We start from the raw sequence: 25,517 nt of genomic DNA, 5'->3' as shown, positions 1-25,517 counted from the left end.
TATATTAAATAAATCTCAAGGAGGAATAATTATAAATAATAAAATAAATATAATATTTTGGAGCGGAACAGGAAATACAGAATCTATGGCGCAAGCTATATTTGAAGGTAGCAAAAATAATGGAAATTCAAAATTATTAAATGCTGATAAAGCCACATTAGATAATGTAAAAGAAGCAGACATATTATTTTTAGGTTGTCCGTCTATGGGAGTGGAGGTTTAATAATCGAAGAAAGCGTAATATGTAACGAATCTCCTAAAGAAGATATTTTAAAACAATTAGCAGCGTTAGGATAAAAATACTCTAATTAAATTAATGATTATGCAAAACCATATGCTTAACAAGTAAGTATATGGTTTTTATTGTTGTAGAATAGTCACTTATAAATTTTTTCTATATAGATGTACTTATTATAGAAAATATTAATTTGACCATATATTATTGGGAAAGATATAATACAAGTGCTACATATCAGAATAATGGAGGAAGAAAACATGCAAAAAAAATTATTAAGTCTAGTTTGTTGTGCAACTTTATCAGCAATGATTTTTGTAGGTTGTGCCAGTAATGAAAAAGATAAAACTAGTGAAGAAAACAATACAAAATCAGTAGCAACAGAGGATGTAAAAAAATCATTAAAAGATGAAAAGACGATTATTGTAGATGCAAGAGGAAATGATGTATATAGCGGTTGGGCTAGTGAAGGTGCATCAAGGGGTGGTCATATACCGGGAGCCACAGATTTTTCTGCAGATTGGTTAGAATCTAAAGCAGATAATAAAGATGACTATTTAGCAGATGCTTTAGAAAATAAAAAATTAAAGTCTTATGAAAATGTAATTGTATATGATACAAATGGAGAAGATGCAAGTAAAGTTGCAAATTATTTATCTTCTAATGGAATAAATAATGTATCAACTTATGATGCTAATGAATGGATTAAAGATAAATCTTTAGAATTAGAATCATATAAAAATTATGATATGTATGTTCCAGCAGATGTGGTAAAAGAAATTGTAGATGGAAAAACTCCAGAAAACTTTACAGATAGCAAAAATATAAAAATTGTAGATGTTAGATGGGGAAATGATGAAGAATCAGGTTATTTAGAAGGTCATATACCAACTGCAGTACATATAAATACAGATGATTTTGAGACTCCAAAAGTATATGTGAATAATATAGAAGAGTGGAGATTAAATGATGATAAAAGCTTATTAGACTTAGCTTTAAAAAATGGAATTACTTCTAAGGATTGTGTAATAGTGACAAGTCCAGAACCACTTGCAGCTTGTAGATATGCTGTTATACTTAAATATTTAGGTGTACAAGATGTTCGTGTAATGAGTGGTGGATTTGATGTATGGAATGGAAAGGGATATGAACTAGAAAAAGAAAGTGTAAAATCAAAAGCTGAAAAGGATTTTGGAGTAGATGCACCAGCAAATCCAGATATGATAGATACAATAAAAGAAACAAAAAAATTCTTAAAAAAAGACGATTATACACTTGTAGATAATCGTACTTGGGATGAATATATAGGAAAAGAAAGTGGATATAGCTATCATAAAATTAAAGGCCGTATAGAAGGTGCTGTATATGGATATGCAGGAAAAACTGACTCAAGTTCAATGGATTATTATAGAAATGGAAATAAAACAATGAGAAATGGATATGAAATATTATCTATGTGGAAAGATGATTGTAAAATAGATTTAAATAATCACTTAGCATTCATGTGTGGAAGTGGATGGAGAGCTGCTGAGACTTACTGGGACGCTATGGTAATGGGACTTGATAATACATCTTTATATTCAGATGGATGGATTGGATGGAGTAATGAAGGAAATCCATATGTAACAGGAGATCCTACAAAATAATATGAGTAAAACAGTTAAAAAAGTATTTTATTATATATTTACTTTTGTTCAAATAGCAATGGTAGTTGGACTAAAAGTAGTTCATGATTTGTCTAGTAAAAAAGCAGGAGTAAACCATCATCTAAGGTTTTATAAATCAAAATATAATAATGAAATTTTCACAACAGTTAATCTTCTTACTTTCAAAGTAATTATTGGAATAGTAATGATTTTATTACTTATAGCATTGGCTTATTATATATTTAAAAAGAAAAAAACTCATATTTTATTAGATTTTATAATAAGTATTTTATGTTGTATTTTATTAATTTGGATGTTGACTAGTACAACACCTATGTCTTTATTAGTTTATCCATTTATGGTTTTAGTTACAGTTTTAGAATTAGTAATTGAAATAATAAAAATATTTATAATAATATAATTAAAAGCTATGGTGAAAAATGATTGACATTTTTCGCCATAGCTTTCTTAATTAAGACAATTAATATAAAAATATGGTAAAATTTGAAATAGTCGGAATGTTTTAAATGATTTTTATATTAATAAAATAATTATGACAAAAAAATACATTTTTTAAATTGACTACGATAACGATTTCTGGTACATTTTGTATAGGGAGTAAAATTAGTTTTTAGATTCCTAGAATATGTTTAAACCATATTTGACAACAAGCGCTATCATGAGATTTATGTATGGTAAATAAACATTACACATTTAGAAGTTTCCAAATGCACCAGTCAAAAAAATGGAATCATGCAGATAAGTAAATAAAGAGACCTATTATTTAAGGCATAAGATTAATAGTGACTAGGCATTGGGAAATTTCTAATAAAAAACATAAACTATATTGGAGGTAGTACATGGAAAACACAGTAAAAACTAAAAAGAAATATCCTTTCGGCTTTTATGTATGTGCTTTATCTTTCACTCTTGAAAGAATGGCATTCTATTCATCAAAATGGCTAATAGCGGTATTTATAGTTGCTTCAGTAGCTTCTGGGGGATTAGGATTAGATGCTACAGAAGGAGCAAAAATGAGTGCAAACTTAGTTGCATTCACATATTTAACACCAATATTAGGTGGATATATAGCAGATAGATGGATTAGTCCTAGATTATGTGTTGTATTAGGGGCAATATTAATGGGTCTTGGATATGTTTGTGGATGGCAAGCAGCTACTCAAGGATCTCCTGCTCTAGTTTGGGGAATGATAGCTCTTGTATCTGTAGGAACAGGGTTCTTTAAAGGAAATATTTCTGCAATAAATGGTAAGTTATTTGATGATCCAGATCAACTTGACTCTGCATTCTCAGTTCAATATTCATTTGTTAACATAGGTTCATTCATAGGAACAACTATTGTTGCATTTATAGCTGCAGCATATGGATATGGATTTACTTTCTTAGCATGTGCAGGATTATTATTCTTAGATGCTTTATGGTTAATGTTCGGTGGTAATGCTGCTTGGGGAGATGTAGGTAAAAAACCTTTCAAAGCTGGTGAAGCTAAAGAAACTTCAGCTAAGAAAGAAGATAATGCACCTCTTACTATATTAGAGAAGAAAAGAGTTGGAGCTATAGTTCTTGTAACTATATTCTCAATAATATTCTGGGTAGTTTGGTACTTAACTTACATGCCAGTATTATATCACTGGGGACCAGACTTTGATACAGCGAATAGAGCTAACTGGATGATAGGAAACTTTGCAGTTCCATCAGCTTGGTTCGATTCATTAAATGCATTTATGTGTATAGCTCTTGGACCAGTTCTTGCAGCTTACTGGACTAAACGTGCTAATTCACCAAAAGGTGACTTAAGTATGTTTAAGAAAACTGCTTTAGGTATGATATTACTAGGATTAGCATTCGTAGTTATGGTTGTTGCTGAATTAGTAAGAGGAGATGGACAAGCTAACTTAATGTGGATAGTAATGGTAGGTGTGTTAATGTCAGTTGGTGAAATGGTATTCTCACCACTTGGAAACTCATTCATATCTAAATTCTCTCCAACTAAAGTTTTAGGACTTATGATGGGTGTTTGGCCATTTGCAATATTCATAGCTGGAAAATCTTATGGATACTTATATGAATTCTTAGCAGGATATTCATTTGCTCCAGCTTATGGTGTAGTTGCTGCAATAGTTATAGCTTGTGGTGTAGTTCTTTGGTCAATGGATAAGAAGTTAAGTACTCTTGTTGAAGACGAAGACGAAGATGAAGCTTTAAACGCATAATAAGTAAATATATACTTTTAAATAAAGTAGCCTCAACTTATGTTGAGGCTATTTTTATTTGCAAAGAACATTTTTACATAAATCAGAATATTATTTAATGTAGAAAAATGTCTAAATTTCTATATTAAATAATATTGTGGTGGTGAAAGTTTTGGAAAATTTAGGAAATATAATTGTAAAACAAATTCCAATTATTAATAATAAAGATATGGTCCAAAAATCAAATATATCAATAACTTCTGATAAAGATTATATTCCAGATGGTGTAAATATGATAAATGCACCATTTATGTGGAGTAAAGGAATTACAGGAAAAAATGTTAAAATTGCAGTGATTGATTCTGGGTGTGATATAACTCATAAAGACTTACAAAACAGGATAATAGGTGGTAGAAATTTCACTACTGAGGACAACAGTGATATAAATAAATATCAAGATTACAATGGACATGGAACTCATGTATGTGGAACAATATCAGCATCAAATAATAATTATGGAGTGACAGGGGTGGCTCCAGATGCACAATTGTTAATTTTAAAAGCCTTGGATAAAAATGGTTTAGGAAGTATGAATAGTATTATAGATGCCATAAATTTTGCAATGAGTCAAAAAGTAGATATAATATCCATGTCTTTGGGAACATCTACAGACGTTTCACAATTACATCAAGCCATAAAAAAAGCAATAGAAAGCAATATATTAGTAGTATGTGCAGCAGGCAATGAAGGAGACGGTGGTGGAAGTACAGATGAGTTTTCTTATCCAGCAGGATATAATGAAGTAATTAGCGTTGGAGCTGTTGACTTTTCTAAATCTGCTGCAAGATTTAGTGATTCTAATAAAGAAGTAGATTTGGTGGCACCTGGTGTAAACATAATATCAACTTTTTTAAATGGAAAATATGAAAGTTTATCAGGAACTAGTATGGCAACACCTCATGTAACAGGATTTCTAGCTCTTTTAATAGAATGGTCTAAAAAAGAATTTGGAAGAAAATTAAGTGAAACTGAGTTATATGGTCAGTTAATAAAAAATACTGAGACACTACCAATATTAAGAACAATTCAAGGTAATGGATTTTTATTTATGAATCCTAAGAATATTTTAAAATAAAATTGTAAGTATATAAATTAGAAAGTAAAGGCTGCCGGAAAATTGATTTTGAAGGCAGTCTTGTATTATTTAATATAGATTTACAATAAATGGAAATGATATAATTATATAAAAAGTAATTATTAAGGAGAAGAAGAAATGGGGTTTATTAATGATTAAGGTAGAAAATTTGTGTAAATCTTTTTCTAGACAAGTGAAAGATAATAGTAATAAGAAAAAGTTTAAAACAAAAAAGGAAGAATTTTTAGCAGTAAATAATTTATCCTTTAAAGTAGGAGAAGGAGAGATTATTGGAATACTAGGACCAAATGGAGCAGGAAAAACTACACTACTTAGAATGCTTGGCGGAATCTTAACTCCATCTTCTGGATATATTAAAATAGGAAATTATGATTATGAAGAAGATAAAAATGCAGCTAAAAAAGAAATTGGATATTTATCAGGAAATACAAAGCTATATAATAGACTTTCTCCTAGAGAACTTTTAACTACATTTGGAAGTCTATATGAGATGTCAAAAGAAGAAATAGAAAAATCTATAGATAATATAATTGAAATTATGGATATGGAAAGCTTTATTGATAATAGAATAGAAAACTTGTCTACAGGCCAAACACAAAGAACGTCTATTGCAAGATGTCTCATACACAATCCCAATATATACATATTTGATGAGCCAACATTAGGCTTAGATGTAATTAGTAGTAAATCTATTATAGATTTTATGAAAAGAGAAAGAGATAGAGGAAAAACTGTATTGTATTCAACTCATTATATGGAGGAAGCTGAAATTCTATGTGATAAAATTTATATGATGCATAAAGGAGAATTTATAGCTGAGGGGAGTTGTGAAGAACTTAAATCTAAATATAATACAAATAGTCTTAGAGATATATTTATAAACTTAGCAAGTGAAAGGGGGGACTTAAATGAGGACTAAAATGGTAAAAGCTATTTTTAAGAAAGAAATGATAGATATTCTTAGAGATAAGAGAACATTATTTATGGGAATTATACTTCCCTTAATTTTATATCCTGTTCTTATGTTAATTATGTCTCAAATCATGACTATGTCTATGAATAGTATAGAGAATGAAGATATTAATATCGCCTTTGAAAAAAATCCAAACAAAGAGTTGATATTAATAATTAAAAATTATACAGATGAAAGTAGTGGACATATTAATATAGTGAATACTAACAATTATAAAAAAGATTTGGAAGAAGGATATATTGATGCATACATAGGTGTAGAAGGTGAAAATAAAATAGAAGATTATAAAATATACATAAATTCATCAAAAGATAACTCATCAAGTGTAAATAGTAAACTAGAGGGTATTTTTTCATTGTACAAAGACAGGAAAATTGAAAATAAAATAGAACAGTCAAATTTAGATGTTAAAGAAACTCTTGAGCCAGTAGTATATGAAACTGTTGATGTGGCTAAAAGTGAAGAACTGGCAGGGTTTGTACTGGGTCAAATACTGCCATTTATTTTGATTATGGGAGTACTTCTAGGGGCAATCTATCCAGCTATTGATTCTATGGCTGGAGAAAAAGAAAGAGGGACATTAGAAACTTTATTTACATTACCTATTACTAACTTAGAACTTGTGATGGGTAAATATATGGCAGTATCTATTTGTGCAATTGTAACTGCTATACTAAATGTTGCCTCCATATTATTGACATTAATGTATATTTTAACAACGGGAAATATGACAGGTGAGCTATTTTCTCATAGTTTAAGTATTTCCATCTTGGCTGCGCCATTGTTTATTACAATAATTTGTGTTTGTTTATTTGCCATGGTAGTATCAGCAGTAAGTATGTGTGTTTGTTCTTTGGCAAAGAACTTTAAAGATGCACAAAACTATATTACGCCAGTTATGTTTTTAGTGCTAATACCTTCTTATGCATCTATGATACCAAACATGAATCTGGATAGAACTACTGCTGTAATACCTGTTGTAAACATATCTTTATTAATAAAAAGTGTACTTAGTTTCCAAGCTAACTTAGGATTAATTGCATTGGTATTTATATCAAACTTTGCCTTTGTAATTTTGGCTGTTATTTTACTTTCAAAAATGTTTAATTCTGAAGAAATATTATTTGGAAGTGGAAAGAGTTTTTCATTCTTAGAAAAAAGAAGTGATATACAAAAAGGTACTATGCCAAGTGTAAGCGATGGAGTTGTTTTATATGCTGTTGGATTGGTGCTTTTAATTTATATAGGAAGTTATGTTCAGTTGAAATTTGGAATGACTGGAATAGCTTTGACGCAACTTATGATTTTAGCCTTACCACTTTTATTTGCTTGTTATATAAAAAGTGATTTCAGAAAGGTATTTTCTTTAAAACTGCCTAAGTTTAAGCATTTAGTTGGAGCATTTAGTCTATGGATTGGAACCTATTTAATTGTATTTGTAATAACTAATATAATTTTATACTATTTTCCACAAAACCAAGATATTGTGGAAGGATTAAATAATGCTTTGTTTATGAAAGATAACTTGCTTTTAAATCTTTGTTTGGTGGCATTGATGCCAGCAATCTGCGAAGAATTATTTTTTAGAGGTTTCATACTAACATCTTTTAAACAAAATAATAAATCATATAGAGGAGCTATAATTGCTTCTGGAATCTTATTTGGCATGATGCATATGGATTTTATCAGAATTATACCTACATCAATTTTAGGTATGTCTTTTGCATACGCAGTTTGTAAAACAAATTCCATTGGTGTAAGTATGTTTATGCATTTTATAAATAATGGATTTGCAGTTGTTGTAAGCCATATTTCTTCAAAGATGCTAGAGAGCCTTGAAACGCCTACAGTTACCTACTTACCATTTAGTCAATTACTTGTTTTTCTAGCTTTAAGTACTATATTTATAAGTATTGCACTTTTCTTATTTAAGGAAAATAATACGACTGAATAGAAAATATACAATAAGGTTGTTCATTGAGCAATCTTATTTTTATGCATTGGTACAAGAGAATGATATAATATAGAAAAATAACAAAAGGAGATAAAAAATTGTTGAGTATTGAAGAAATAGAATTTGATTTGAACAGATGTGAAGAAGTATTAAAAGAAAATGATTATATGGAAATAGTAATAGCCATAGAAGAACTGCAAGATAAATATAAAAACATGATTAATAATATAAGTGAAAATGAAAATAATGTTGTTTGGAATTATAGTAAAAAAGATTTAGAAAAAATTAAAATATGTTTACTTGAATACAGAAAAGAAATGATTCAAGAAGAAAAATCAAAAAATATTGACAAAAAATTGAAAGGTTTTAGAAAGTTTATTAAAGAGAACGATGTAAAATATAAAGGTGATTTAGAAGAAACAATTAACTTTATTGAAGAGGTAAGCAATAACGATATAAGTTTAGATGAAAAGTATGAAGAATTAAAAGTTTGCTTTGATTTATTAAAAAAAATGGATAGAAAAATTAGTATGCATATATTGGAATTGATAGTATTAGTAACAAAGTAAAAATATGAACTAATTAAAAATTGGGAAAGATATATGAAGTTTAGAGAGTTTAGAAAAAGTCTGAATATTTTTATTAAAAAAATGACAATACACAATACAAGGTAACTACTTTTTAAGGATTCTGTATAGGCTGTTATAATTAGATAGCATAGAAGATAAACTACTTATGAAGCATTATATAGAATTAGGATTAATAAATGATGAGTATTATAATGTGAACTTGAGAAATATACACCTTGGCAAATTTGAACAAAATGAAGAAGAGAAATTCACTGCTATAAATAAAGAGGAAAATAAAGTATTCATAAACAATTGTTATGTTTATAAATTTTGACACTAAATTAGAAGTAAATATCCACATTAAATATACAAATGAATTAAAATCCGTGCCTAAATATTTGGGCTCTCCGATAGAAATTGAATTATTTTAAAAGTATGTAAAAATACCAGAAAAAATTATTAAGTTTGAAACATATAAAGAAGAAAGTCTAATATAAAAACTTGTAGTGATACTTTCTTCTTTATAAGATTAAATATTTACAGGATCATCTGTTTTCAAATTTTTGTCTATAAAATCTATAGCAAGTATTACTACTAATCCAGTTATAAGTTTTATAAAAAATGTTCCTATTGTTGATATCATATAACAGACTGCAATTAAAATTATTTTAAGTTAATACACATGTCTTTATTAAAATACTTTAATTATATACTAAATAATAAGTCTGCATAAGTAGGGAAAGGCCAAAATTCCTTGCCAACTATTGACTCTAATTCGTCTGCTATAGCACGAAGTTCCTGCATTTGTACTTTAATATTGTCTCTATAAAATTCAGCATTTTCTTTAGGGTTAGGGTAGTTCTTACTTTCTAATAATGATGTATTTAATTTTTCAATTTTGATATCCAAACAAGCATTTAAGGAAGAAAGTTTTTTAACTAAAGAAATCTCTAAACTACAATCAATATCAGAACTTAGTGATTTTTTATTTAAAGCAGTGTCAGTTAAAGATTTAGAGTAAGCACATACTGATGGTATTATATCTTTTTTAGCCATATCTATCATTGTTAAAGCCTCAATATTTAAAGTCTTAGAATATTGTTCTAGTAAGATATCGCATCTTGATTGAACTTCTTCTTTTGTATAAATATTAAATTTTTCAAATAACTTAATATTTTGTTCGTCTACATAGTGAGGAAGAACATCTACAGCAGTTTTAAAATTAGAAAGGCCTCTTCTTTCAGCTTCAATAACCCACTCTTGTGCATAGTTATTTCCGTTAAATATTATTCTTGAATGTTTTTTCATTGTATCTTTAATTATCTCAAAAATTGTATCGTCTATATTAGTGCTTTTTTCTAATATATCTGCATATTCACATAAACTATTTGCCGCAATAGTATTTAGAATAGTATTAGGGCATGCAATATTACAAGTAGAGCCAAGCATTCTAAATTCAAATTTGTTGCCTGTAAAAGCGAAAGGAGAAGTACGGTTTCTATCTGTTGTATCTTTCATAAAAGATGGAAGAACATCAACATCAATATCCATTCTGTTTAACAATTCTTCGCTGTAAGGTAAATCATTTTCAATACATCTTAGTATTTTCTTCAAATCCGAACCTATAAACATGGAAATTATAGCTGGAGGAGCTTCGTTACCACCTAATCTATGATCATTTCCTGCGCTTGCTACTGATAATCGAAGCAGGTCTTGGTATTCATCTACTGCTTTAATAATTGCAGAGAAGAATAATAAGAAGGTTTTATTTTCATAAGGCTTTTTACCTGGTTCCAATAAATTTTTTCCTTTGTTAGTAGAAAGTGACCAGTTGTTGTGTTTACCACTACCATTTACACCAGCAAAAGGCTTTTCGTGTAATAGACAAACAAGACCATGTTTATCCGCAATTCTTTTCATTAAGTCCATTGTAATTTGATTGTGATCTGTTGCTACATTAGTAACTGTAAAAATGGGAGCTAATTCGTGTTGAGATGGAGCACCTTCGTTATGCTTAGTTTTTGACAAAACACCAAGTTTCCAAAGTTCCAGATCTAGTTCTTTCATAAATTCAGCCACTCTAGGTTTGATTGAACCAAAGTAATGATCTTCCATTTCTTGACCTTTTGGAGGCTTTGCTCCAAATAAAGTTCTTTGGCAAAATTTTAGATCCATTCTTTTTTTAAATAATTTTTTATCTATTAAAAAATATTCTTGTTCTGGACCAACAGTAGTTATTACTCTAGTTACGTCATCGTAACCTAAAAGATTTAATAATCTTACTGCAGTTTTATCAAGAGCTTCCATAGATTTTAACAAAGGTGTCTTTTTGTCTAAAGATTGACCTGAATAAGAACAAAAAGCAGTTGGTATACATAAAGTTGTATCTCTTATAAAAGCATAAGATGTTGGATCCCATACGGTATATCCTCTTGCTTCAAAAGTACTTCTAAGTCCTCCAGATGGAAATGATGATCCATCTGGTTCTCCTTTTATTAATTCTTTGCCAGAAAACTCCATTATAACATTACCGTCACTAGTAGGTGAAATGAAGCTATCGTGTTTTTCAGCAGTAATTCCTGTCATAGGTTGGAACCAATGAGTAAAGTGCGTTGCCCCATTTTCTATTGCCCAATCTTTCATAGTATTTGCAACCACATTTGCAATTTTAATATCAAGTGGTTTACCTTGATGTATAGTATTTTTTAAAACTAAATATATATCCCTTGGCAATCTTTCCTCCATTACATTGTCATTGAATACTAAGCTCCCAAAAATTTTAGATAATCTTTCCATAATGTATCCTCCTTTAGTATTGTCAGAATATTGAATAATAATATAAAAATATTTCGAAATAAAAAAAGGCGCAGTAGGTAAAAGTACCTACAGCGCCTTTGCTGTTTAATAATTATAGAATCTATTGTATGCATATTTTGAAAAAATGTCAACTAAAAATTAAAAAAATTATTCTTTTATTATAGAATTTTTATTAGAAGATAAAATTCATAAAAAATATTTGACATATATTTTGATAAGATGTAGAATCTTACTAAATAAAATGAAAATTCATAAATTAGTACAAAAAATAACTTTAAATTCTATGTGAAAGTAAGAGTATTTATAAACGTATGTTAAGCAAGAGTACTTTCATTCTTTTGTGAGTGACTCTTTTTTGATTTAAGAAAAATGAAATTTATTGTTGTAAACTTGCATATTTGTGATGTTTCAAATAAAATTTTAATAGGTTATTTTTAATTTAAAGGGTGACTCTTATGGAAAATATTCTAATTGTATCTAGTTCTAATAAAAGTAAAGAACTATTAACTAATATTGCAAAGGAAAGTGGTGATTATAACGTTCTAGATGTGGAAAATAGTTTTAGGTGTAGAGAAATAATAAAAAAAATGAACTTTGATTTAATAATAATTAACTCACCTCTAAGTGATGATTATGGAGAGAACTTAGCAGTATTTGCAAATGAAAATACTAATAGTTCTATAATACTAATAGTTAAAAATAATTCACCTAAAGAGAATATAGATAGTATTGAGAGTAAAGGAATTTATATAATGGAAAAACCATTAAATAAACTTATGCTTATTAATATGATTAATTCTTATATTATTCATAGAAGACGATTTAATTCTATTATTAATGAAAACGAAAAGCTAAAGAAAAAAATAAATGATATAAAGCTAATTGACAGAGCTAAATTAACTTTGATTCAATATTTAAAAATGAGCGAAGAAGAATCTCATAAATATATTGAAAAGCAAGCAATGGATTTAAGAATTGCAAAGGTTGAAGTTGCTAAAAATATTTTAAAAATTTATGAATATTAAAACATATGTAGAGGGGTAAGTAATAATATGACTAAATTTATATTTGTAATAGGTGGAGTAGCATCAGGTATTGGTAAGGGGATAACTACCGCATCTCTTTATTAAAAGCAGGAAACCTTAAGGTTATAGCACAAAAACTAGATCCTTATATAAATGTGTATCCAGTGACTGTGAGTCCTTATCAACATGGTGAAGTTTTCGTAATATAAGATGGAACTGAAACTGACTTAGATTTAGGTTATTAAGAGACATTTATTGACGAAAATTTAAACAAATACTCTAACTTAACTACAGTAAAAGTATATTGGAACGTACTTAACGAAGAAAGGAAAGGAGAGTACCTAGGACAAACTGTTCAAGTCATACCTCATATAACTAACGAAATAAAAAACTTATTTACATTGTAGGGAAAAAAGTGAATCAGACGTTGTAATTATAGAAATATGGGGAAGAGTAGGAGATATAGAAAGTCAACTCTTTATGGAAGCCATAAGGCAAGAGTCTATAGAATTAGGAAGAAATAACTATCTATTTATACATGTAACTTTAGTACCATATATCTTAAAAGCTCAGGTGAGCACAAATCTAAACTAACTCAAAACTCTGTGAAACAGCCCAATCTATTGGAATTATACCTAGTATAATAGTAACACGGCCAGAACAACCTATCGATGAGTCTATCAAACAAAAAATCTCACTATTTTGTAATGTTAAAAAAGATTGTGTAATTGAAAATAAAACAATAGATAATGCAACTTCTACAGAATTTGATAAATTTACTAAATATCCAGTTATAGATTTAATGATAGATCAATATGGAAATATTCCACTTGGAGGATCTATGAGGCTGGTAGCAAATCTAATAATTAAAGAATTTATAAAGGCTACTATTAAGAAATGATTGTAAAAAATGTAATATATTAATTATAATTGGGAATTATAAAACCATATTATAGAAAAATATGGAGGTGTAGTTATGAAAGCTTACGTTGATGATGATTTATGTATAGGATGTGGAACATGCCCAGAAGTATGTCCTGAAGTTTTTCATATGACTGATGATGATATAGCTCATGCAATAAATACTGATATACCAGAAGATGTATTAGGAAATGCAAAAGAAGCTTGTGATAGTTGTCCAGTTGATGCAATAGATATTGATGACTAAATAAAAAAGGCATGTTATTAAATTTAATAACATGCCTTTTATCTATATTGGAGTATAGATTTATAAAACTATGGAATCTTTCATAATTTTGGGCGATGGCTCACTTTCAGAATTTAACTTTTTCTTCCTAAAAAAGTTAAATAATAATGATAAAGCAATAACTAAACAAACAAATTCAGATACTGCAGTTGTAATCCATATGGCATTACCTCCAAATATTGTAGTCAATAAGAATAAACTTATTGTTACCAATACTAAACTTCTTCCAAGAGAAATTATAGAAGAATATATAGGCTTTTCTATGGCTACAAAGAATCCAGAAATAATTAAGTTAAATCCTACGAATAAGAAAGAAATTGAATATAACTTAAATACAGAAACTGTTGAATTAAATAACTGAGTTTCCTCAGGATTAATAAATAAACTTGTAATATTGCCTGCAAATAAAATAGATGAGGCGAATACTGCTATAGAAGTTATTAAAACAGTTTTAAGTCCCATTTTTAATAAATAATTCACTTTGTCTATTTCTCCTGAACCAAAGTAGAAACTTATTAAAGGCTGAGTGCCTTGAGTTATTCCAATCATAGTCATTAATATAAGTGTATTAACATAGCAAATTACACTATAAGATATTAATGCATCTTGACCTATTAATCTTAGTAATGTTTGATTAAATAAAATTGTAACTATTCCCACGCTTAATTCTGTAGTACAATCAGGGAAACCTAAGCAAATTATTCTCTTAATAGTATCAAAGTCAAATTTGAATTTTACAAATCTTAAAGTGGATTTTTTTCTTAAGAAATGGCTTAAGAAAAATACAGTTGAAAGTACTTGCGCTATACCAGTGGCAAAGGCAGCACCTTTTACACCGTATCCAAGTTCTATAACAAAGATATAATCTAAAACTATATTTGCTATAGCTGAAATTATCACACCAATAGTTGCTAAGAATGGAAATCCATCAGTTTTGACAATAACCTCTAAAGAATAAGAAACAATAAAAAATATGTTAAATAATGAGATTATAAATAAGTAATCCTTAACATAAGCTATGGTATCTGGAGTTGCACCTAGAATTTTAGCTAAATAATCAAGACCTAAAATAGATGTAACTGTTATGATAATTGCAAGAACTGTAATAGTAACTAAATTAAGTGAAAAAGCTTCATTTGCTTTTTCTAAATTTTTTTTCCCAAGATACATGGCTATAACTGTAGAAGCACCTGTAGAAAATAACACAGATATGGCAAATACCAAATTAATAAAAGGCATAGAAATATTTACTGAAGCAAGGGCCAATTCTCCAACGGCCTTACTAACGAATATACCATCAACTATTGTGTATAGTGAGAAAACCCACATGGCAACAACAGAAGGTCCCAAGTACCTTAGAAATTGTTTAAATAAATTTTTTGTCATTGTATCACTCCTTATGCTTATATCTTAATCCTTGGTATAATACCAAGGTCAATAAAAATCAGTAAATATTTTTTAATTTTATTGAAAAATATTTTTCTTTGTGAAATAATATATTTCAGTATATGTTAAAAAAGGAGCAAAAATGAAAGATTATTATAAAATTGGAGAAATATCTGAAATGTATGACATGAGTAGAGATTCACTTATGTATTATGAAAAGATAGGAATAATAAAACCTACTAGAGACGACAATGGATATAGACTTTATAGCGTTTCTGATATTTGGAGACTGAATTTAATAAAAGAATTAAAAGGTTTAGGCTTCTCTTTTAAAATGATTAAAGAGTATTTAGAAAATAGAGATTTGAATTCTACCAATAAATTACTTCAAAATGGCATAACTTTACTAGATGATCAAATTCTAAAATTATTAAAACAAAAAGAAAATATGAGAAAGAGAATGGAATCTATAGAAAATACTGCTAATAATCCAAACTTAAATAGTGTAGAATTATCTTATTTAAAAAGACGAAAAGGTCTAATATTAAATGGTCAAATTAAAAGAGATGAGGATTTTGATTTATTAATACAAAAGCTTCAAAAAGATCATAATAATAAATTTGGTATTCTAGGAAATAACAATGTTGGATCTGTATTTAAGGTAGATTCACTTAAAAATGGGATAACTACAGATTTTGAATCTGTATTTTGTTTACTAAAAGATAATGCCAAAGACTACAATATAGTATTCGAAGAAGGTTATTATGTAACTTTAACTTATAGTGGAGACTATGCAAATAACAAAGAGCATATACAAAATATGTTTGACTTTATTGAGGAAAACAAATTAATAATTACAGGTAATCCAATGGAAATATACAAGATAGACATACATGAAACGGAAAATAAAAATGAGTTTATCACTGAAATTCAAATACCTATTAAATGTTAAAGATGATGTTAAAAGAAAAACATCATCTTTTTTTGTTAAAATGACATGTTCTAAGATAGCAACAAAAATGTTACTACCTTATCGTACTGTACTATATGTAAAAATATGGTATAATATTTGCAAAGAGTATATGATTTAAGGAGGGAATATGGGGAAAACAAGAAAATTATTTAAAAAATATATGCCAGTGTTTTTAAGTTTAATGCTTTTATTATCACCAGTGCTATCATCAGTTTCTGAGGCGGAATCTAGTAGTAAATCAACAACATCTACTTTATCTGCAAAGTCAGGTGACTATGTTTACTACTCAGTCTACAATAAAATCTATAGAGTGAATACAAAAAATAAGCAAAAGAAACTTATACATTACAAGAAGAATTGGTGGAGTTTTGACGATATAGTTGTGTATAAGGGTTACATATACACAGTAGTAGATACTTGTTCAGGAACTGGAGAGACTTATCCTTATATCTACAGAGTAAAAACTGATGGTACAAATGGTAAAATATTAGATAAGGGTGATAATCTAAAGTTAGATAATGGGAAAATATATTATAGCAAGTATAATTTTAAAGAGTCTAACTTTTACGGAACATTAAAAAAATATGGCATATATAGAATGAATTTAGATGGAAGTAGTAAAAAATCTATTAAATCTGGTTCCACTATTTATGATTTTGAGATTTATAAATCTAATATATACTACCAAACTTCAAAAAATATATATCGTATAAGCACTAGTGGTAAGAATAATACAAGACTATTAAGCTCTGAAGGGAAAGAGATAATTTCTATTTATAAAGGAAATATTTATTATAATAAATATGATTATAACAAACAAGTAAACAATGTATATAAATATAATTTATCTAGCAAAAAAATAACTAAAGTAGTGAGCAATGGTTATGGATTTGCTACTAGCGATAATTGTATATACTATAGTTATACAAATTCTAACTGGACTAAGAGTTATATATACAAGAAAAACATGTCTACAAATAAGAAATCTTTGATTACTTCTAAGTCTTCTATTTATGGAGCTACTTTGGAAGGTAATTATATAATATATACATCTCCTGGCTCCAACATGAATAAAAATACTCGTTTAAGTATAATCAGAAACAACGGAAAAGAAAATACTACTTTAGATGATTTTTTTGTGTCTTAATTAGAAGTTTATGGAAAACTTGTGATATAGTTTTTAAAATATAAAATCCACTGATTTATTAGTTTTAATAAGTCAGTGGATTTTTATTATATAATGCAGGAGGATTTTACTGAAAGGTTATACACAAAGCATTCAATAATGGAGAATAGAAATAGCCTTTAAATGTAATGGTGCCATGTCTTAGATATTTGAGATATACTGCATAAAAAATATAACTCTATGGTTCAATCCAAACTGGAGAAGTTACAGATTTTTTATTGCTTTCATCAGTTATTAATACAAAGTAGTAGGTATTTTCCTTCGGTGGTTTTAAAGTGAAATCTACTTTTGCATAATTTGAATTAAATTCTTTTGTATATATTATTTCATTATTATTGCTAAAAATTTCTATTTTTTTTATTTTATCATATTCATCATTATTAATGGCACTTGCAATAATCCTAACGTAAGAAGGAGATTTTACTATACTGCCCATAGGCATTTTATTTAATGAAAAATATATATCCACATTATTATCTTCACTAACATATATTCTTCTGTTTTTTATGGCATCGATAACCTTACTTCTGCTTAAATCTTCGCACAGTACGGTAGTTCTAAGATCTTTTCCAATATTCGTATTGGGATACTCATTGTATTCACATGTTATAGGACTTACATGCCAACCATTATTCAAGGCTTCTTTATATGCGCCCAAATTTAATATATCTCTATTTTCTTTTGTATCTCGTTCTTTTTTTAATTCAAGTAAAGTGATAACCTCGTCCCCATAGGGTGAATATTTGAAATAATCAATATTGCTTAAATTATCATCAGCTTTAAATTGACAGATTAAGTTATATTCATAGTAAAATAATTTTTTATAAAGTAATTCAAGACTTATATTGTCTTTAAATAAAAAAGGATTTTCACAGTTAAAAGTGTTAATTTGAGTTGTATTTTTTTCACCCTTTAGTTTTGTACTTAATTCAAAACCTGGTATGGAAATAAAATCATTGTTATTAGTATATTTATTACAACAATCAATTAATTTTTTATACTTCTTACTGTCTATATGAGTATCTAGTTTATTATTTTCCTTGCTATTTATTTTTTCTGTAATGAAAATATAATCTAAATGATTTGTGTTTTTGCATATATTATTTAAATCATCGTAAGAAGTAAGCATATTTAGTTCTTTAGTGTTATTAAAGAAAATTCCCCTATAATTATTATAAAAAGGTGTTCCAACTGTAAAATACCATTCTATTTCTTCTACTTTATTGTTTTCAGTTGGGATTTCAAGTTTTACAACCTGTACCCCTCTTTTTAATTTTTTATCACATTTATAGTAAATATATCTAGATGTAAGTATAGTGTTATTAGTTACCTCTTTATAGTTTAGATAGAGTTTATAATTATCTAAAATAAATTTACTATTGTAGTTTATTTTGATTTCTGGAGTAGAAATTATATTTTGTTCACCTCTTTTAGGAATTAAAGTATCAATAGTTATAGGCCTATCTTCATCAGCATTACTTTCAATATAAATATTTCCATCAGTTTCTATATAGAATGTAAAAAAAATAAAAAATATTAAAGTAATAGTAGTTATTTTTTTCATATTTTCCTCCCAAATCTATTTATATGACGAATTTAGTTTTAACAAAGAATTATTTTTTATTCAGCGAAGGAAAATTAAGTATATTTAGGCATTTATTTAATTTGTACAAACATAAGAGGACAAGATTAATTAATATAATATAGAAGGATTTTTAATTTTTAATTAATCATCTTCTTATTAAGGAGGATAAATATGTTAGCAGATTCTATAGAGATAAAAGTAAGAAAAAAAGATGCAATGAAACATATATTTAGAAAGACACCATTAATAAGTAAAATTGATCAATTTAATAGAAAAGTAGAAAATATACATTTAGAATATGTGGAATATAAAATACTAAAATATGAGATTATTAGTAGAAGAAAAAATAAGAATAACTTTAGAAACGATGATATAAACAATAACATAATTATGATGGTCAATACTTATAATGGGCATTCTAAGTCAATTGAGTGTGTGCCACAAACTGTTAAAAGGTATATTGCTAGAAGTTCTATAAAAAAATCTAATATTAAAGAAGATTATATAATTGAAAAAGTAAAAAATGAAATTTTAAATTATTTTGATAGTAAGATTAAGAATAATTCCATAGATAAACATATAATAAAAAATATTAGACTTATAGAAGTTAGCAGTATATATAAACCTTATTGGATAGGGGATTATAATGGTAAAGAAGTTTTTGTGGATGCATAGAAAAAGCTGTAAGTAAAAATCTTACAGCTTTTAAACTTTTATTTTTTATTATTTAGGTAATCTAAAGATTTCAAAGTATATCCTTCTTCTTCCCAATGAGTGATTACTTCATCTAATATTTCGCTATTAGTTTTTGAATTTGAGTGAAGTAAAACTATGGCACCAGGATGAGTTCTAGAATATATTTTGTTTTTGGCAAACTCGTGAGTAGGTTGCTGGTTGTTGTACCAATCAACATAAGCAAAACTCCAAAAAATTGAGGAATAACCTAAATCGCTAGTCATTTTTAATGATTCTTCGCTAAATTTTCCCATTGGTGGTCTAAAATATTTAGGCATTTCTTTTCCTATTACCTCTTTATATGTCTTAGCCACATCTAAAAGTTCCTTTTTAAACTTTTCCTGATCATGAATCGATGCCATGGAAACATGACTTACTGAGTGATTACATACTAAATGACCTTCTTTTTCCATTCTTTTTATTATATCTGGATTGTTTTTGATATAACTTTCAACTACAAAAAAATTACCTGGAGCATTGTGTTTTTTTAATACATCTAACATATGGTTAGTAAATCCATTTTCATAACCTGAGTCAAAAGTTAAATATATTACTTTTTCATTGGGATTTCCAACATAATAAGTGTTGTAGTTTCTGAAAAAATCGGCTTCCTTTATGGGTAAAGGTTGTTTACCATCTTCCCTGGGATTGAAATACCAGTTATATTCCTCGGTACTAATATCTTTGGAATAAATTTGAGTTTTTATCTTGGTGAATATTGAATTGTTATTAGCAATCACAAATGCAAAAACTAATAAAAATGCACCTATAATTATTAATTTATTTATGCTGTTTTTTTTCAAATCTAAACCTCCATTTCTGTCTTATTGAAATTTAGCTATACATATTATTGCCAAAAGGAATATAATAAATTTATGATTAAACTAAATTACTTTAGTGGTAATATAATAAGGTTAAGTAAAAAAATTCTTCAATAAACTATGAAAGGATGAGTCATGAATATAAATGAAATTAAAAGTATAGTACAAGATGTAGTTTTTCTTGATTTAGAAACTAGTGGACTAAATCCTTTTACAGCTGAAATATTAGAAATTGGAGCTATTAAAATAGAAAATAATAAAGCAACTTCTTTTCATACTTTAATTAAAAATAAAAAAGAAATACCTCTTGAAATTTTTTCTCTTTGTACCAATTTAAATAAAGGAGATTTAAATAATGCTCCTAATTTAGGGGATATAAAAAAAAATTTAAAGGAATTTTTAGGTGATAAAAAAATAATTTGCCACAATGGTGAATTTGAAAATAAATTTTTATCTCATTATATTCCAGAAATAAAAAATGAAATTTTAGACTCTATGGAACTTGCTGTTATATTAGAGCCTTATCATAAAGAATATAATTTGGAGTATTTAAAAAATACTTTAACAAAGGATTTATCTTGTGAAAAACACAGAGCTTTAGATGATGTTATAGATACAATAAAAGTTGTAAATGCCTTGCTTTTGAGACTGAAAAATGAAGAAAGTAAAAGCATGACTTTGGAAAATTTAACTTTTAAAATAAATTCAACTTTAAATGGATTTGGATTAAACAAATGGGTTTGGAGTAACATTATTGATGATGGAAATTACAATCTAGAAGACTTAGATGTGATTTATGAAGATGATGAAACTATTAATGAAAATAAAAAAGATATGAAAAACACTCTTATAGATAATAGATTTTGTTATGAGTATTTATTAAAGAAAAGTGAAATCTGGCAAAGTAAAAAAGGTTTTAACTATGAATTTAGACCAGGCCAATTTGAATTAAGCAAAATGATAAGAGAAACTATGAACACAAGAGGAGAAAATATTGCTTGTATTGAAGCTCCCACAGGTTTAGGAAAAAGTGTGGGATATTTGTTACCAAGTATAATGGAAAGTTATCTAAATCATAAAAGGATAATAATTTCAACAGATACAAAGGAACTTCAAACGCAACTTATAAAAAAAGATATTCCAAATGTAATACAATCTCTTGGTTTAGAGGGCAAAATTTCCTTTGGATATATTAAAGGAAAAAGTAATTATATTTGTGTGGAAAAATTAGAAAAATATATTAATGAGTATGATAAGAATAAATGTAGTGATAATGAAATATTATCTTTAATCATATTGGAAAGACTTGTGAAAGAAGGAATTTATGGAGATATTGAAGAGATTAATTACTTTATTTTAAATCATTTTCCAGATATAATCACTCATTTAAGACAAGTTTTCTGTGACCCTAATCTTTGTAAACCAAAGAAATGTTACAAGGAATGTCTTTACAAAAAAAGAGTAGAGGAATTAAAAGAAGAAGATATAACTGTAGTTAATCACTCTCTTCTTGCTAGATGGCCTTACAAAGATGAAAAGCCTATAGAAAACTTAATAGTAGATGAAGCACATAATTTAGTGGAAAAAGGCTATGAGTTTTTTGCTTCAGAAGTTGAATTTAGAAGTTTGAAGTATTTTTTACAAGAGATTTATCCATTTGAATTAGTACATAACAGTACTTTTACTTATACTAGTAGAAAGAAAAAGTCTCTAAAACCTTTTGACAGATTTTATAATTATATAAAAATGGAAGCAAACAATAAGTCTAAAGTAAGTAGAGAAATAAATCTTATAATTGAAGAAGCTGAATACATTTTAGAATACGGAAAAGTGAATAATTACTTAACTTTCTCTAACTATAACTTAAGTTGGGAGATAAATCTTCAAAGTGAAGAAAAAGCCGGTTCTTTATATAAAGACAAAAGATTGGTGGATGTAACATATAGCAAATACGGCGATTGTATAAAAACCTCACTAGATAAAATCCTTTCCAATTTAAAATCTATTTTATACATTTTGGATAGACAAATGGATGATGATAATTTGGATAAAGAAAATGACACTTATAAACAAGGTGAAAGTAAGGTTAAAGACTTGGAAGCTTTAAAAAATACAATAGAAGTGTTTTTAGAGTACAACGAAGCTGATTTATATGCAAGAATTGTGACCTTGCATAAGGATTTTAGCAATTTCTTATTTCAAGTTGTTCCTTTAAATATAGCTGATTTATTTGAAGAAAAAATATTATCTTCTTTAAATTCAGGCATATTCCTATCAGCCACTTTAACAGTAAATAATAATATGAAACATTTTGCTAATACTTTAGGGATAGACAGATTTATTCATAAGGAAAAGGTAATTGAACCTTTATTTGATTATAAAAGAAGAATAAAAATTATTACATTAGATGATATATCTTCTTACAAAAATAAAGAATTTATAGAAGATATGAGCAGAGTAATAGGAAACTTATCACCTTATACCAATGGTCACATGTTATCTTTGTTTAACTCAAAAGATAGACAAGAAAAGACTTATGAGATTTTAAAAGAATTTCTCCATGAAAAAAATATAGAAATTTACATGAACAAAAAGTATATAAAATTATTAAAAGATTTTAATAAAAAATGTGTCATCTTAGGTTCAAAAGGTTGTTTTGAAGGTGTGGATGTACCAGGAGATGGGTTGACGTGTGTAACTTTAGACAAAATTCCTAACTTAAATCCTAAAGACCCTCTTTACTCAACTATAATGAATAAATTTAATAAAACTTATTATGATGTAAACCAACCTCAAATGATAATTAAATTAAAACAAGCCATGGGAAGAATACTTAGAAGTAAGTACGATTATGGATGTTTTCTTATATTTGATATGGGAAGAAAAGAAAATTTATATAGGTTAAAAAAAGATTTACATCATTGTGATATAATAAATACTACTTACTTTAATCTTCCGCGTATTGTGAATCATCATTTAACTCTATGTAGAAAAGAAGTAATAAGAGATTTAATAAATGATATTAGTGATAGTGAAATAGTTAAAAATATGGATAGTAAAATGAAGATTGAAGAATATTTTAATGAAGAGATAAACAACAGATCAATAAATGCAAAGATTAAAATAAAAGATGAAAAAAACTACTTACTAAAGTATTTTGACTTAAAATATTTAATCAATAAAGATAATATTGATAAAAAGTAGACGCTATAAAAAGTACATGAATTATTCATGTACTTTTTTATTAGGTAAATTTTATTTCATATAATTTATAATAGTTTCACATATATTAGAAGAATTAATAATGCTGATTTCAGTTATTATACTATTATTACAAATTATAAACAAAGAATGTTTATTCAAATGCTCCTTGCTCTTAATGTCATAAAAATAAAGTACTTTATTTTCATTTAATAAATTAACAGCTATTCTTGGACAAATCAAGTTATATGTTGTATTAAATTCTTTAATATTATTGCCTATATAATTTCTATATCTATCTGTAATAAAATTTTCATTTAAAGTTGAAAAATTTTTATTATAATCTATTTTTATATCCATATTATTTATACTTGTCCCAAAATAATCTTCATTAATTATGTCAGTTTCATTAAATGAAGATTTTACAACTTTATTATCTTTGTACCAAAGTATAACATAAGAGTCGTCATCATTTATATCATAATAAGCTTTTATAATGGCATAATGATTAAAATCTCTAAGACTAATATAATTATGATGAACAGAAGATAAGTCTTTTATGTCTAGATAGTAAGTAGACTTTTCCGGAGAACCATAAATTTTTTCTACATCTCCGTATGTAACACCAACCAATTGCTTTATATCAGAAGTAGTTAATTTTGTTTGAATTTTGCTATCATTTAAGTCGTTCATTTCACAACCAAAACATAGTAAAATATTAAATAATAAAAATAAAACTATAAATTTTTTCCTCATTTCACATCTCCTAAATATTTATACAAATATTATCTATTTTTACTTAAAAAAATATACTTTGCATAACATAAAAGTATTAATACAAACTAATAAAAAAGACTTTTAGGAGGGCAAAAATGACATACATAATTTTATTAATCGGATTTTTATTTTTAATTAAAGGAGCAGATTTTTTTGTAGAAGGAGCTTCTTCCATAGCTAAAAGATTTAATATACCAAGCCTTATAATAGGTCTTACAATAGTTGCATTTGGAACTAGTGCGCCAGAGGCAGCTGTAAGTATAACGGCTGCCATGCGTGGACAAAATGAAATGGCTATAGCAAATGTGGTTGGATCTAACATTTTTAATATATTATTTGTTGTTGGAGTAACGGCAATGATAAGACCCATATATGTACAAAAATCAACAATTCTTAAAGAATTTCCATTTTTACTATTGTCATCTATAGTGTTGGTTATTTTAGCTTATGATGTAAAATTCCAAGGTTATAATGAAAATATATTAACAAGAGCAGATGGATTAATATTTATAGTTTTATTTATTATCTTCATATATTATTTAATTGATATGGCTATAAATAGTAATGATGAAACGAATGAAGAAAATTATAAAATAATGTCACTTCCAAAAAGTATTTTATTGAGTATAGGCGGACTTTTAGGTATTATAATAGGAGGTGATTTTGTAGTAAATAGCGCTTCAAATATTGCCATAGCTTGGGGAATGAGTGAAAACTTAGTGGGGCTTACTATAGTTGCTGTTGGAACTTCTCTACCAGAGCTAGCTACAAGTATAATTGCAGCGAAAAAAGGTGAAAGTGATATTGCTATTGGAAATGCAGTAGGATCAAATATATTTAATATATTATTTGTTCTAGGTGTGTCGTCTTATATTAGTAATGTACCTGTACAAGTTGAAGCTTTTACAGATATGTTAGTAATGATAGTATCTACATTAATAGTATATCTTCTTGCTATTTCAAATAGAAAGATAAGTAAAGTAGAGGGTATGATTATTAATTTACTATATATTGCTTATTTTATTTTTATAATATATAGACAATAAATTTTTATTATT

22 protein-coding genes and 2 pseudogenes are annotated in these 25,517 nt (G+C 27.1%); 19 read left to right on the top strand and 5 right to left on the bottom strand.

Features of this window, described 5'->3' with window-relative positions; all coding sequences use genetic code 11:
* Positions 1–85: 85 nt before the first annotated feature.
* From K0039_RS22785 to K0039_RS02505, 9 genes are all read left to right on the top strand, one after another.
* Positions 86–223, top strand: coding sequence for an NADPH-dependent FMN reductase family protein (locus tag K0039_RS22785; protein ID WP_265589392.1), 138 nt, complete (start codon positions 86–88; stop codon positions 221–223).
* A gap of 272 nt (positions 224–495) precedes the next feature.
* On the top strand, positions 496–1,881 hold the full coding sequence (locus tag K0039_RS02540) for a rhodanese-like domain-containing protein (protein ID WP_228103483.1): 1,386 nt from the start codon (positions 496–498) through the stop codon (positions 1,879–1,881).
* A gap of 1 nt (position 1,882) precedes the next feature.
* On the top strand, positions 1,883–2,302 hold the full coding sequence (locus K0039_RS02535) for a hypothetical protein (protein WP_228103482.1): 420 nt from the start codon (positions 1,883–1,885) through the stop codon (positions 2,300–2,302).
* Between the two features lie 439 nt (positions 2,303–2,741).
* Positions 2,742–4,115, top strand: coding sequence for a peptide MFS transporter (locus K0039_RS02530; RefSeq protein ID WP_228103481.1), 1,374 nt, complete (start codon positions 2,742–2,744; stop codon positions 4,113–4,115).
* Between the two features lie 151 nt (positions 4,116–4,266).
* The gene (locus tag K0039_RS02525) at positions 4,267–5,229 is read left to right on the top strand and encodes a S8 family peptidase (RefSeq protein ID WP_272491541.1); all 963 of its coding nucleotides are present in this window, start codon (positions 4,267–4,269) and stop codon (positions 5,227–5,229) included.
* A gap of 151 nt (positions 5,230–5,380) precedes the next feature.
* Positions 5,381–6,169: an ABC transporter ATP-binding protein gene (locus K0039_RS02520; RefSeq protein WP_228103480.1), complete on the top strand. Its 789-nt coding sequence runs from the start codon at positions 5,381–5,383 to the stop codon at positions 6,167–6,169.
* Positions 6,159–8,177 carry an ABC transporter permease subunit/CPBP intramembrane protease gene (locus K0039_RS02515; RefSeq protein ID WP_228103479.1) on the top strand — a complete coding sequence of 673 codons (2,019 nt, stop codon included), beginning with the start codon at positions 6,159–6,161 and terminating at the stop codon, positions 8,175–8,177. Before K0039_RS02520 ends, K0039_RS02515 begins: the two co-directional genes overlap by 11 nt.
* A 98-nt stretch (positions 8,178–8,275) precedes the next feature.
* A complete protein-coding gene (locus K0039_RS02510) occupies positions 8,276–8,746 on the top strand; it encodes a hypothetical protein (protein ID WP_228103478.1) in 471 nt (156 codons plus the stop codon).
* A 166-nt stretch (positions 8,747–8,912) separates the two neighbouring features.
* Positions 8,913–9,080 (top strand): hypothetical protein, encoded by a 168-nt coding sequence (locus K0039_RS02505; protein WP_228103477.1) that lies wholly within the window; start codon positions 8,913–8,915, stop codon positions 9,078–9,080.
* Between the two features lie 371 nt (positions 9,081–9,451).
* On the opposite strand, the gene K0039_RS02500 is transcribed toward K0039_RS02505, so the two are convergent.
* Positions 9,452–11,542, bottom strand: a complete 2,091-nt coding sequence (locus K0039_RS02500; protein ID WP_228103476.1) for a glutamine synthetase III family protein — start codon at positions 11,540–11,542, stop codon at positions 9,452–9,454.
* Between the two features lie 476 nt (positions 11,543–12,018).
* Here K0039_RS02500 and K0039_RS02495 point away from each other — a divergent pair, with 476 nt between their 5' ends.
* The 5 genes and pseudogenes from K0039_RS02495 (at position 12,019) to K0039_RS02485 (ending at position 13,756) form a co-directional block, all read left to right on the top strand.
* Positions 12,019–12,588 (top strand): ANTAR domain-containing response regulator, encoded by a 570-nt coding sequence (locus K0039_RS02495; protein WP_228103475.1) that lies wholly within the window; start codon positions 12,019–12,021, stop codon positions 12,586–12,588.
* Between the two features lie 155 nt (positions 12,589–12,743).
* Positions 12,744–12,995: pseudogene (locus tag K0039_RS22780) on the top strand (hypothetical protein).
* Between the two features lie 25 nt (positions 12,996–13,020).
* Positions 13,021–13,182 (top strand): hypothetical protein, encoded by a 162-nt coding sequence (locus K0039_RS22775; RefSeq protein WP_334302528.1) that lies wholly within the window; start codon positions 13,021–13,023, stop codon positions 13,180–13,182.
* A gap of 28 nt (positions 13,183–13,210) precedes the next feature.
* Positions 13,211–13,282, top strand: a pseudogene (locus K0039_RS22770) (hypothetical protein); the annotation flags it as partial.
* A gap of 282 nt (positions 13,283–13,564) precedes the next feature.
* Positions 13,565–13,756: a ferredoxin gene (locus K0039_RS02485; RefSeq protein WP_228103474.1), complete on the top strand. Its 192-nt coding sequence runs from the start codon at positions 13,565–13,567 to the stop codon at positions 13,754–13,756.
* 60 nt (positions 13,757–13,816) lie between these two features.
* Here the strand turns inward: K0039_RS02485 and K0039_RS02480 are convergent, their stop codons facing one another.
* Positions 13,817–15,181 (bottom strand): MATE family efflux transporter, encoded by a 1,365-nt coding sequence (locus K0039_RS02480; protein WP_228103473.1) that lies wholly within the window; start codon positions 15,179–15,181, stop codon positions 13,817–13,819.
* 142 nt (positions 15,182–15,323) lie between these two features.
* On the opposite strand from K0039_RS02480, the gene K0039_RS02475 reads away from it, so the two are divergent.
* Positions 15,324–16,133: a MerR family transcriptional regulator gene (locus K0039_RS02475; RefSeq protein ID WP_228103472.1), complete on the top strand. Its 810-nt coding sequence runs from the start codon at positions 15,324–15,326 to the stop codon at positions 16,131–16,133.
* Between the two features lie 148 nt (positions 16,134–16,281).
* Entirely contained in the window at positions 16,282–17,301 is a 1,020-nt protein-coding gene (locus K0039_RS02470) for a DUF5050 domain-containing protein (RefSeq protein ID WP_228103471.1), read from the top strand.
* Between the two features lie 217 nt (positions 17,302–17,518).
* Here the strand turns inward: K0039_RS02470 and K0039_RS02465 are convergent, their stop codons facing one another.
* Positions 17,519–18,904 (bottom strand): CehA/McbA family metallohydrolase domain-containing protein, encoded by a 1,386-nt coding sequence (locus K0039_RS02465; RefSeq protein ID WP_228103470.1) that lies wholly within the window; start codon positions 18,902–18,904, stop codon positions 17,519–17,521.
* Positions 18,905–19,096: 192 nt separating this feature from the next.
* Between K0039_RS02465 and K0039_RS02460 the strand changes: the two genes are divergently transcribed.
* Positions 19,097–19,600: a hypothetical protein gene (locus K0039_RS02460; protein ID WP_228103469.1), complete on the top strand. Its 504-nt coding sequence runs from the start codon at positions 19,097–19,099 to the stop codon at positions 19,598–19,600.
* A gap of 38 nt (positions 19,601–19,638) precedes the next feature.
* On the opposite strand, the gene pdaA is transcribed toward K0039_RS02460, so the two are convergent.
* Complete coding sequence (pdaA, locus tag K0039_RS02455; protein ID WP_228103468.1) at positions 19,639–20,463, bottom strand: delta-lactam-biosynthetic de-N-acetylase; 825 nt, start codon at positions 20,461–20,463, stop codon at positions 19,639–19,641.
* A 153-nt stretch (positions 20,464–20,616) separates the two neighbouring features.
* Between pdaA and K0039_RS02450 the strand changes: the two genes are divergently transcribed.
* Positions 20,617–23,685 (top strand): helicase C-terminal domain-containing protein, encoded by a 3,069-nt coding sequence (locus K0039_RS02450; RefSeq protein WP_228103467.1) that lies wholly within the window; start codon positions 20,617–20,619, stop codon positions 23,683–23,685.
* Between the two features lie 51 nt (positions 23,686–23,736).
* Here K0039_RS02450 and K0039_RS02445 read toward each other — a convergent pair whose 3' ends face one another.
* Positions 23,737–24,438 carry a hypothetical protein gene (locus K0039_RS02445; protein WP_228103466.1) on the bottom strand — a complete coding sequence of 234 codons (702 nt, stop codon included), beginning with the start codon at positions 24,436–24,438 and terminating at the stop codon, positions 23,737–23,739.
* A gap of 116 nt (positions 24,439–24,554) precedes the next feature.
* Here K0039_RS02445 and K0039_RS02440 point away from each other — a divergent pair, with 116 nt between their 5' ends.
* Positions 24,555–25,505: a calcium/sodium antiporter gene (locus K0039_RS02440; RefSeq protein WP_228103465.1), complete on the top strand. Its 951-nt coding sequence runs from the start codon at positions 24,555–24,557 to the stop codon at positions 25,503–25,505.
* Positions 25,506–25,517 lie beyond the last annotated feature (12 nt).

This window comes from Terrisporobacter mayombei (assembly GCF_020748465.1).
Taxonomy (GTDB): domain Bacteria; phylum Bacillota; class Clostridia; order Peptostreptococcales; family Peptostreptococcaceae; genus Terrisporobacter; species Terrisporobacter mayombei.
Note: the sequence above shows the minus strand (reverse complement) of the source record. Positions and strands in the feature narration are given on the sequence as shown.

Bases quoted from the DNA above. Each gene is read 5' to 3' on its own strand.
- K0039_RS02465 (WP_228103470.1), bottom strand. From the start codon at position 18,904: ATGAAAAAAATAACTACTATTACTTTAATATTTTTTATTTTTTTTACA.
- K0039_RS02475 (WP_228103472.1), top strand. From the start codon at position 15,324: ATGAAAGATTATTATAAAATTGGAGAAATATCTGAAATGTATGACATG.
- K0039_RS02460 (WP_228103469.1), top strand. From the start codon at position 19,097: ATGTTAGCAGATTCTATAGAGATAAAAGTAAGAAAAAAAGATGCAATG.
- K0039_RS02445 (WP_228103466.1), bottom strand. From the start codon at position 24,438: ATGAGGAAAAAATTTATAGTTTTATTTTTATTATTTAATATTTTACTA.
- K0039_RS02540 (WP_228103483.1), top strand. From the start codon at position 496: ATGCAAAAAAAATTATTAAGTCTAGTTTGTTGTGCAACTTTATCAGCA.
- K0039_RS02505 (WP_228103477.1), top strand. From the start codon at position 8,913: ATGAAGCATTATATAGAATTAGGATTAATAAATGATGAGTATTATAAT.
- K0039_RS22785 (WP_265589392.1), top strand. From the start codon at position 86: ATGGCGCAAGCTATATTTGAAGGTAGCAAAAATAATGGAAATTCAAAA.
- K0039_RS02450 (WP_228103467.1), top strand. From the start codon at position 20,617: ATGAATATAAATGAAATTAAAAGTATAGTACAAGATGTAGTTTTTCTT.
- K0039_RS02495 (WP_228103475.1), top strand. From the start codon at position 12,019: ATGGAAAATATTCTAATTGTATCTAGTTCTAATAAAAGTAAAGAACTA.
- K0039_RS02440 (WP_228103465.1), top strand. From the start codon at position 24,555: ATGACATACATAATTTTATTAATCGGATTTTTATTTTTAATTAAAGGA.
- K0039_RS02530 (WP_228103481.1), top strand. From the start codon at position 2,742: ATGGAAAACACAGTAAAAACTAAAAAGAAATATCCTTTCGGCTTTTAT.
- K0039_RS02480 (WP_228103473.1), bottom strand. From the start codon at position 15,181: ATGACAAAAAATTTATTTAAACAATTTCTAAGGTACTTGGGACCTTCT.
- K0039_RS02535 (WP_228103482.1), top strand. From the start codon at position 1,883: ATGAGTAAAACAGTTAAAAAAGTATTTTATTATATATTTACTTTTGTT.
- K0039_RS02485 (WP_228103474.1), top strand. From the start codon at position 13,565: ATGAAAGCTTACGTTGATGATGATTTATGTATAGGATGTGGAACATGC.
- K0039_RS02500 (WP_228103476.1), bottom strand. From the start codon at position 11,542: ATGGAAAGATTATCTAAAATTTTTGGGAGCTTAGTATTCAATGACAAT.
- K0039_RS02515 (WP_228103479.1), top strand. From the start codon at position 6,159: ATGAGGACTAAAATGGTAAAAGCTATTTTTAAGAAAGAAATGATAGAT.
- K0039_RS02470 (WP_228103471.1), top strand. From the start codon at position 16,282: ATGGGGAAAACAAGAAAATTATTTAAAAAATATATGCCAGTGTTTTTA.
- K0039_RS02520 (WP_228103480.1), top strand. From the start codon at position 5,381: ATGATTAAGGTAGAAAATTTGTGTAAATCTTTTTCTAGACAAGTGAAA.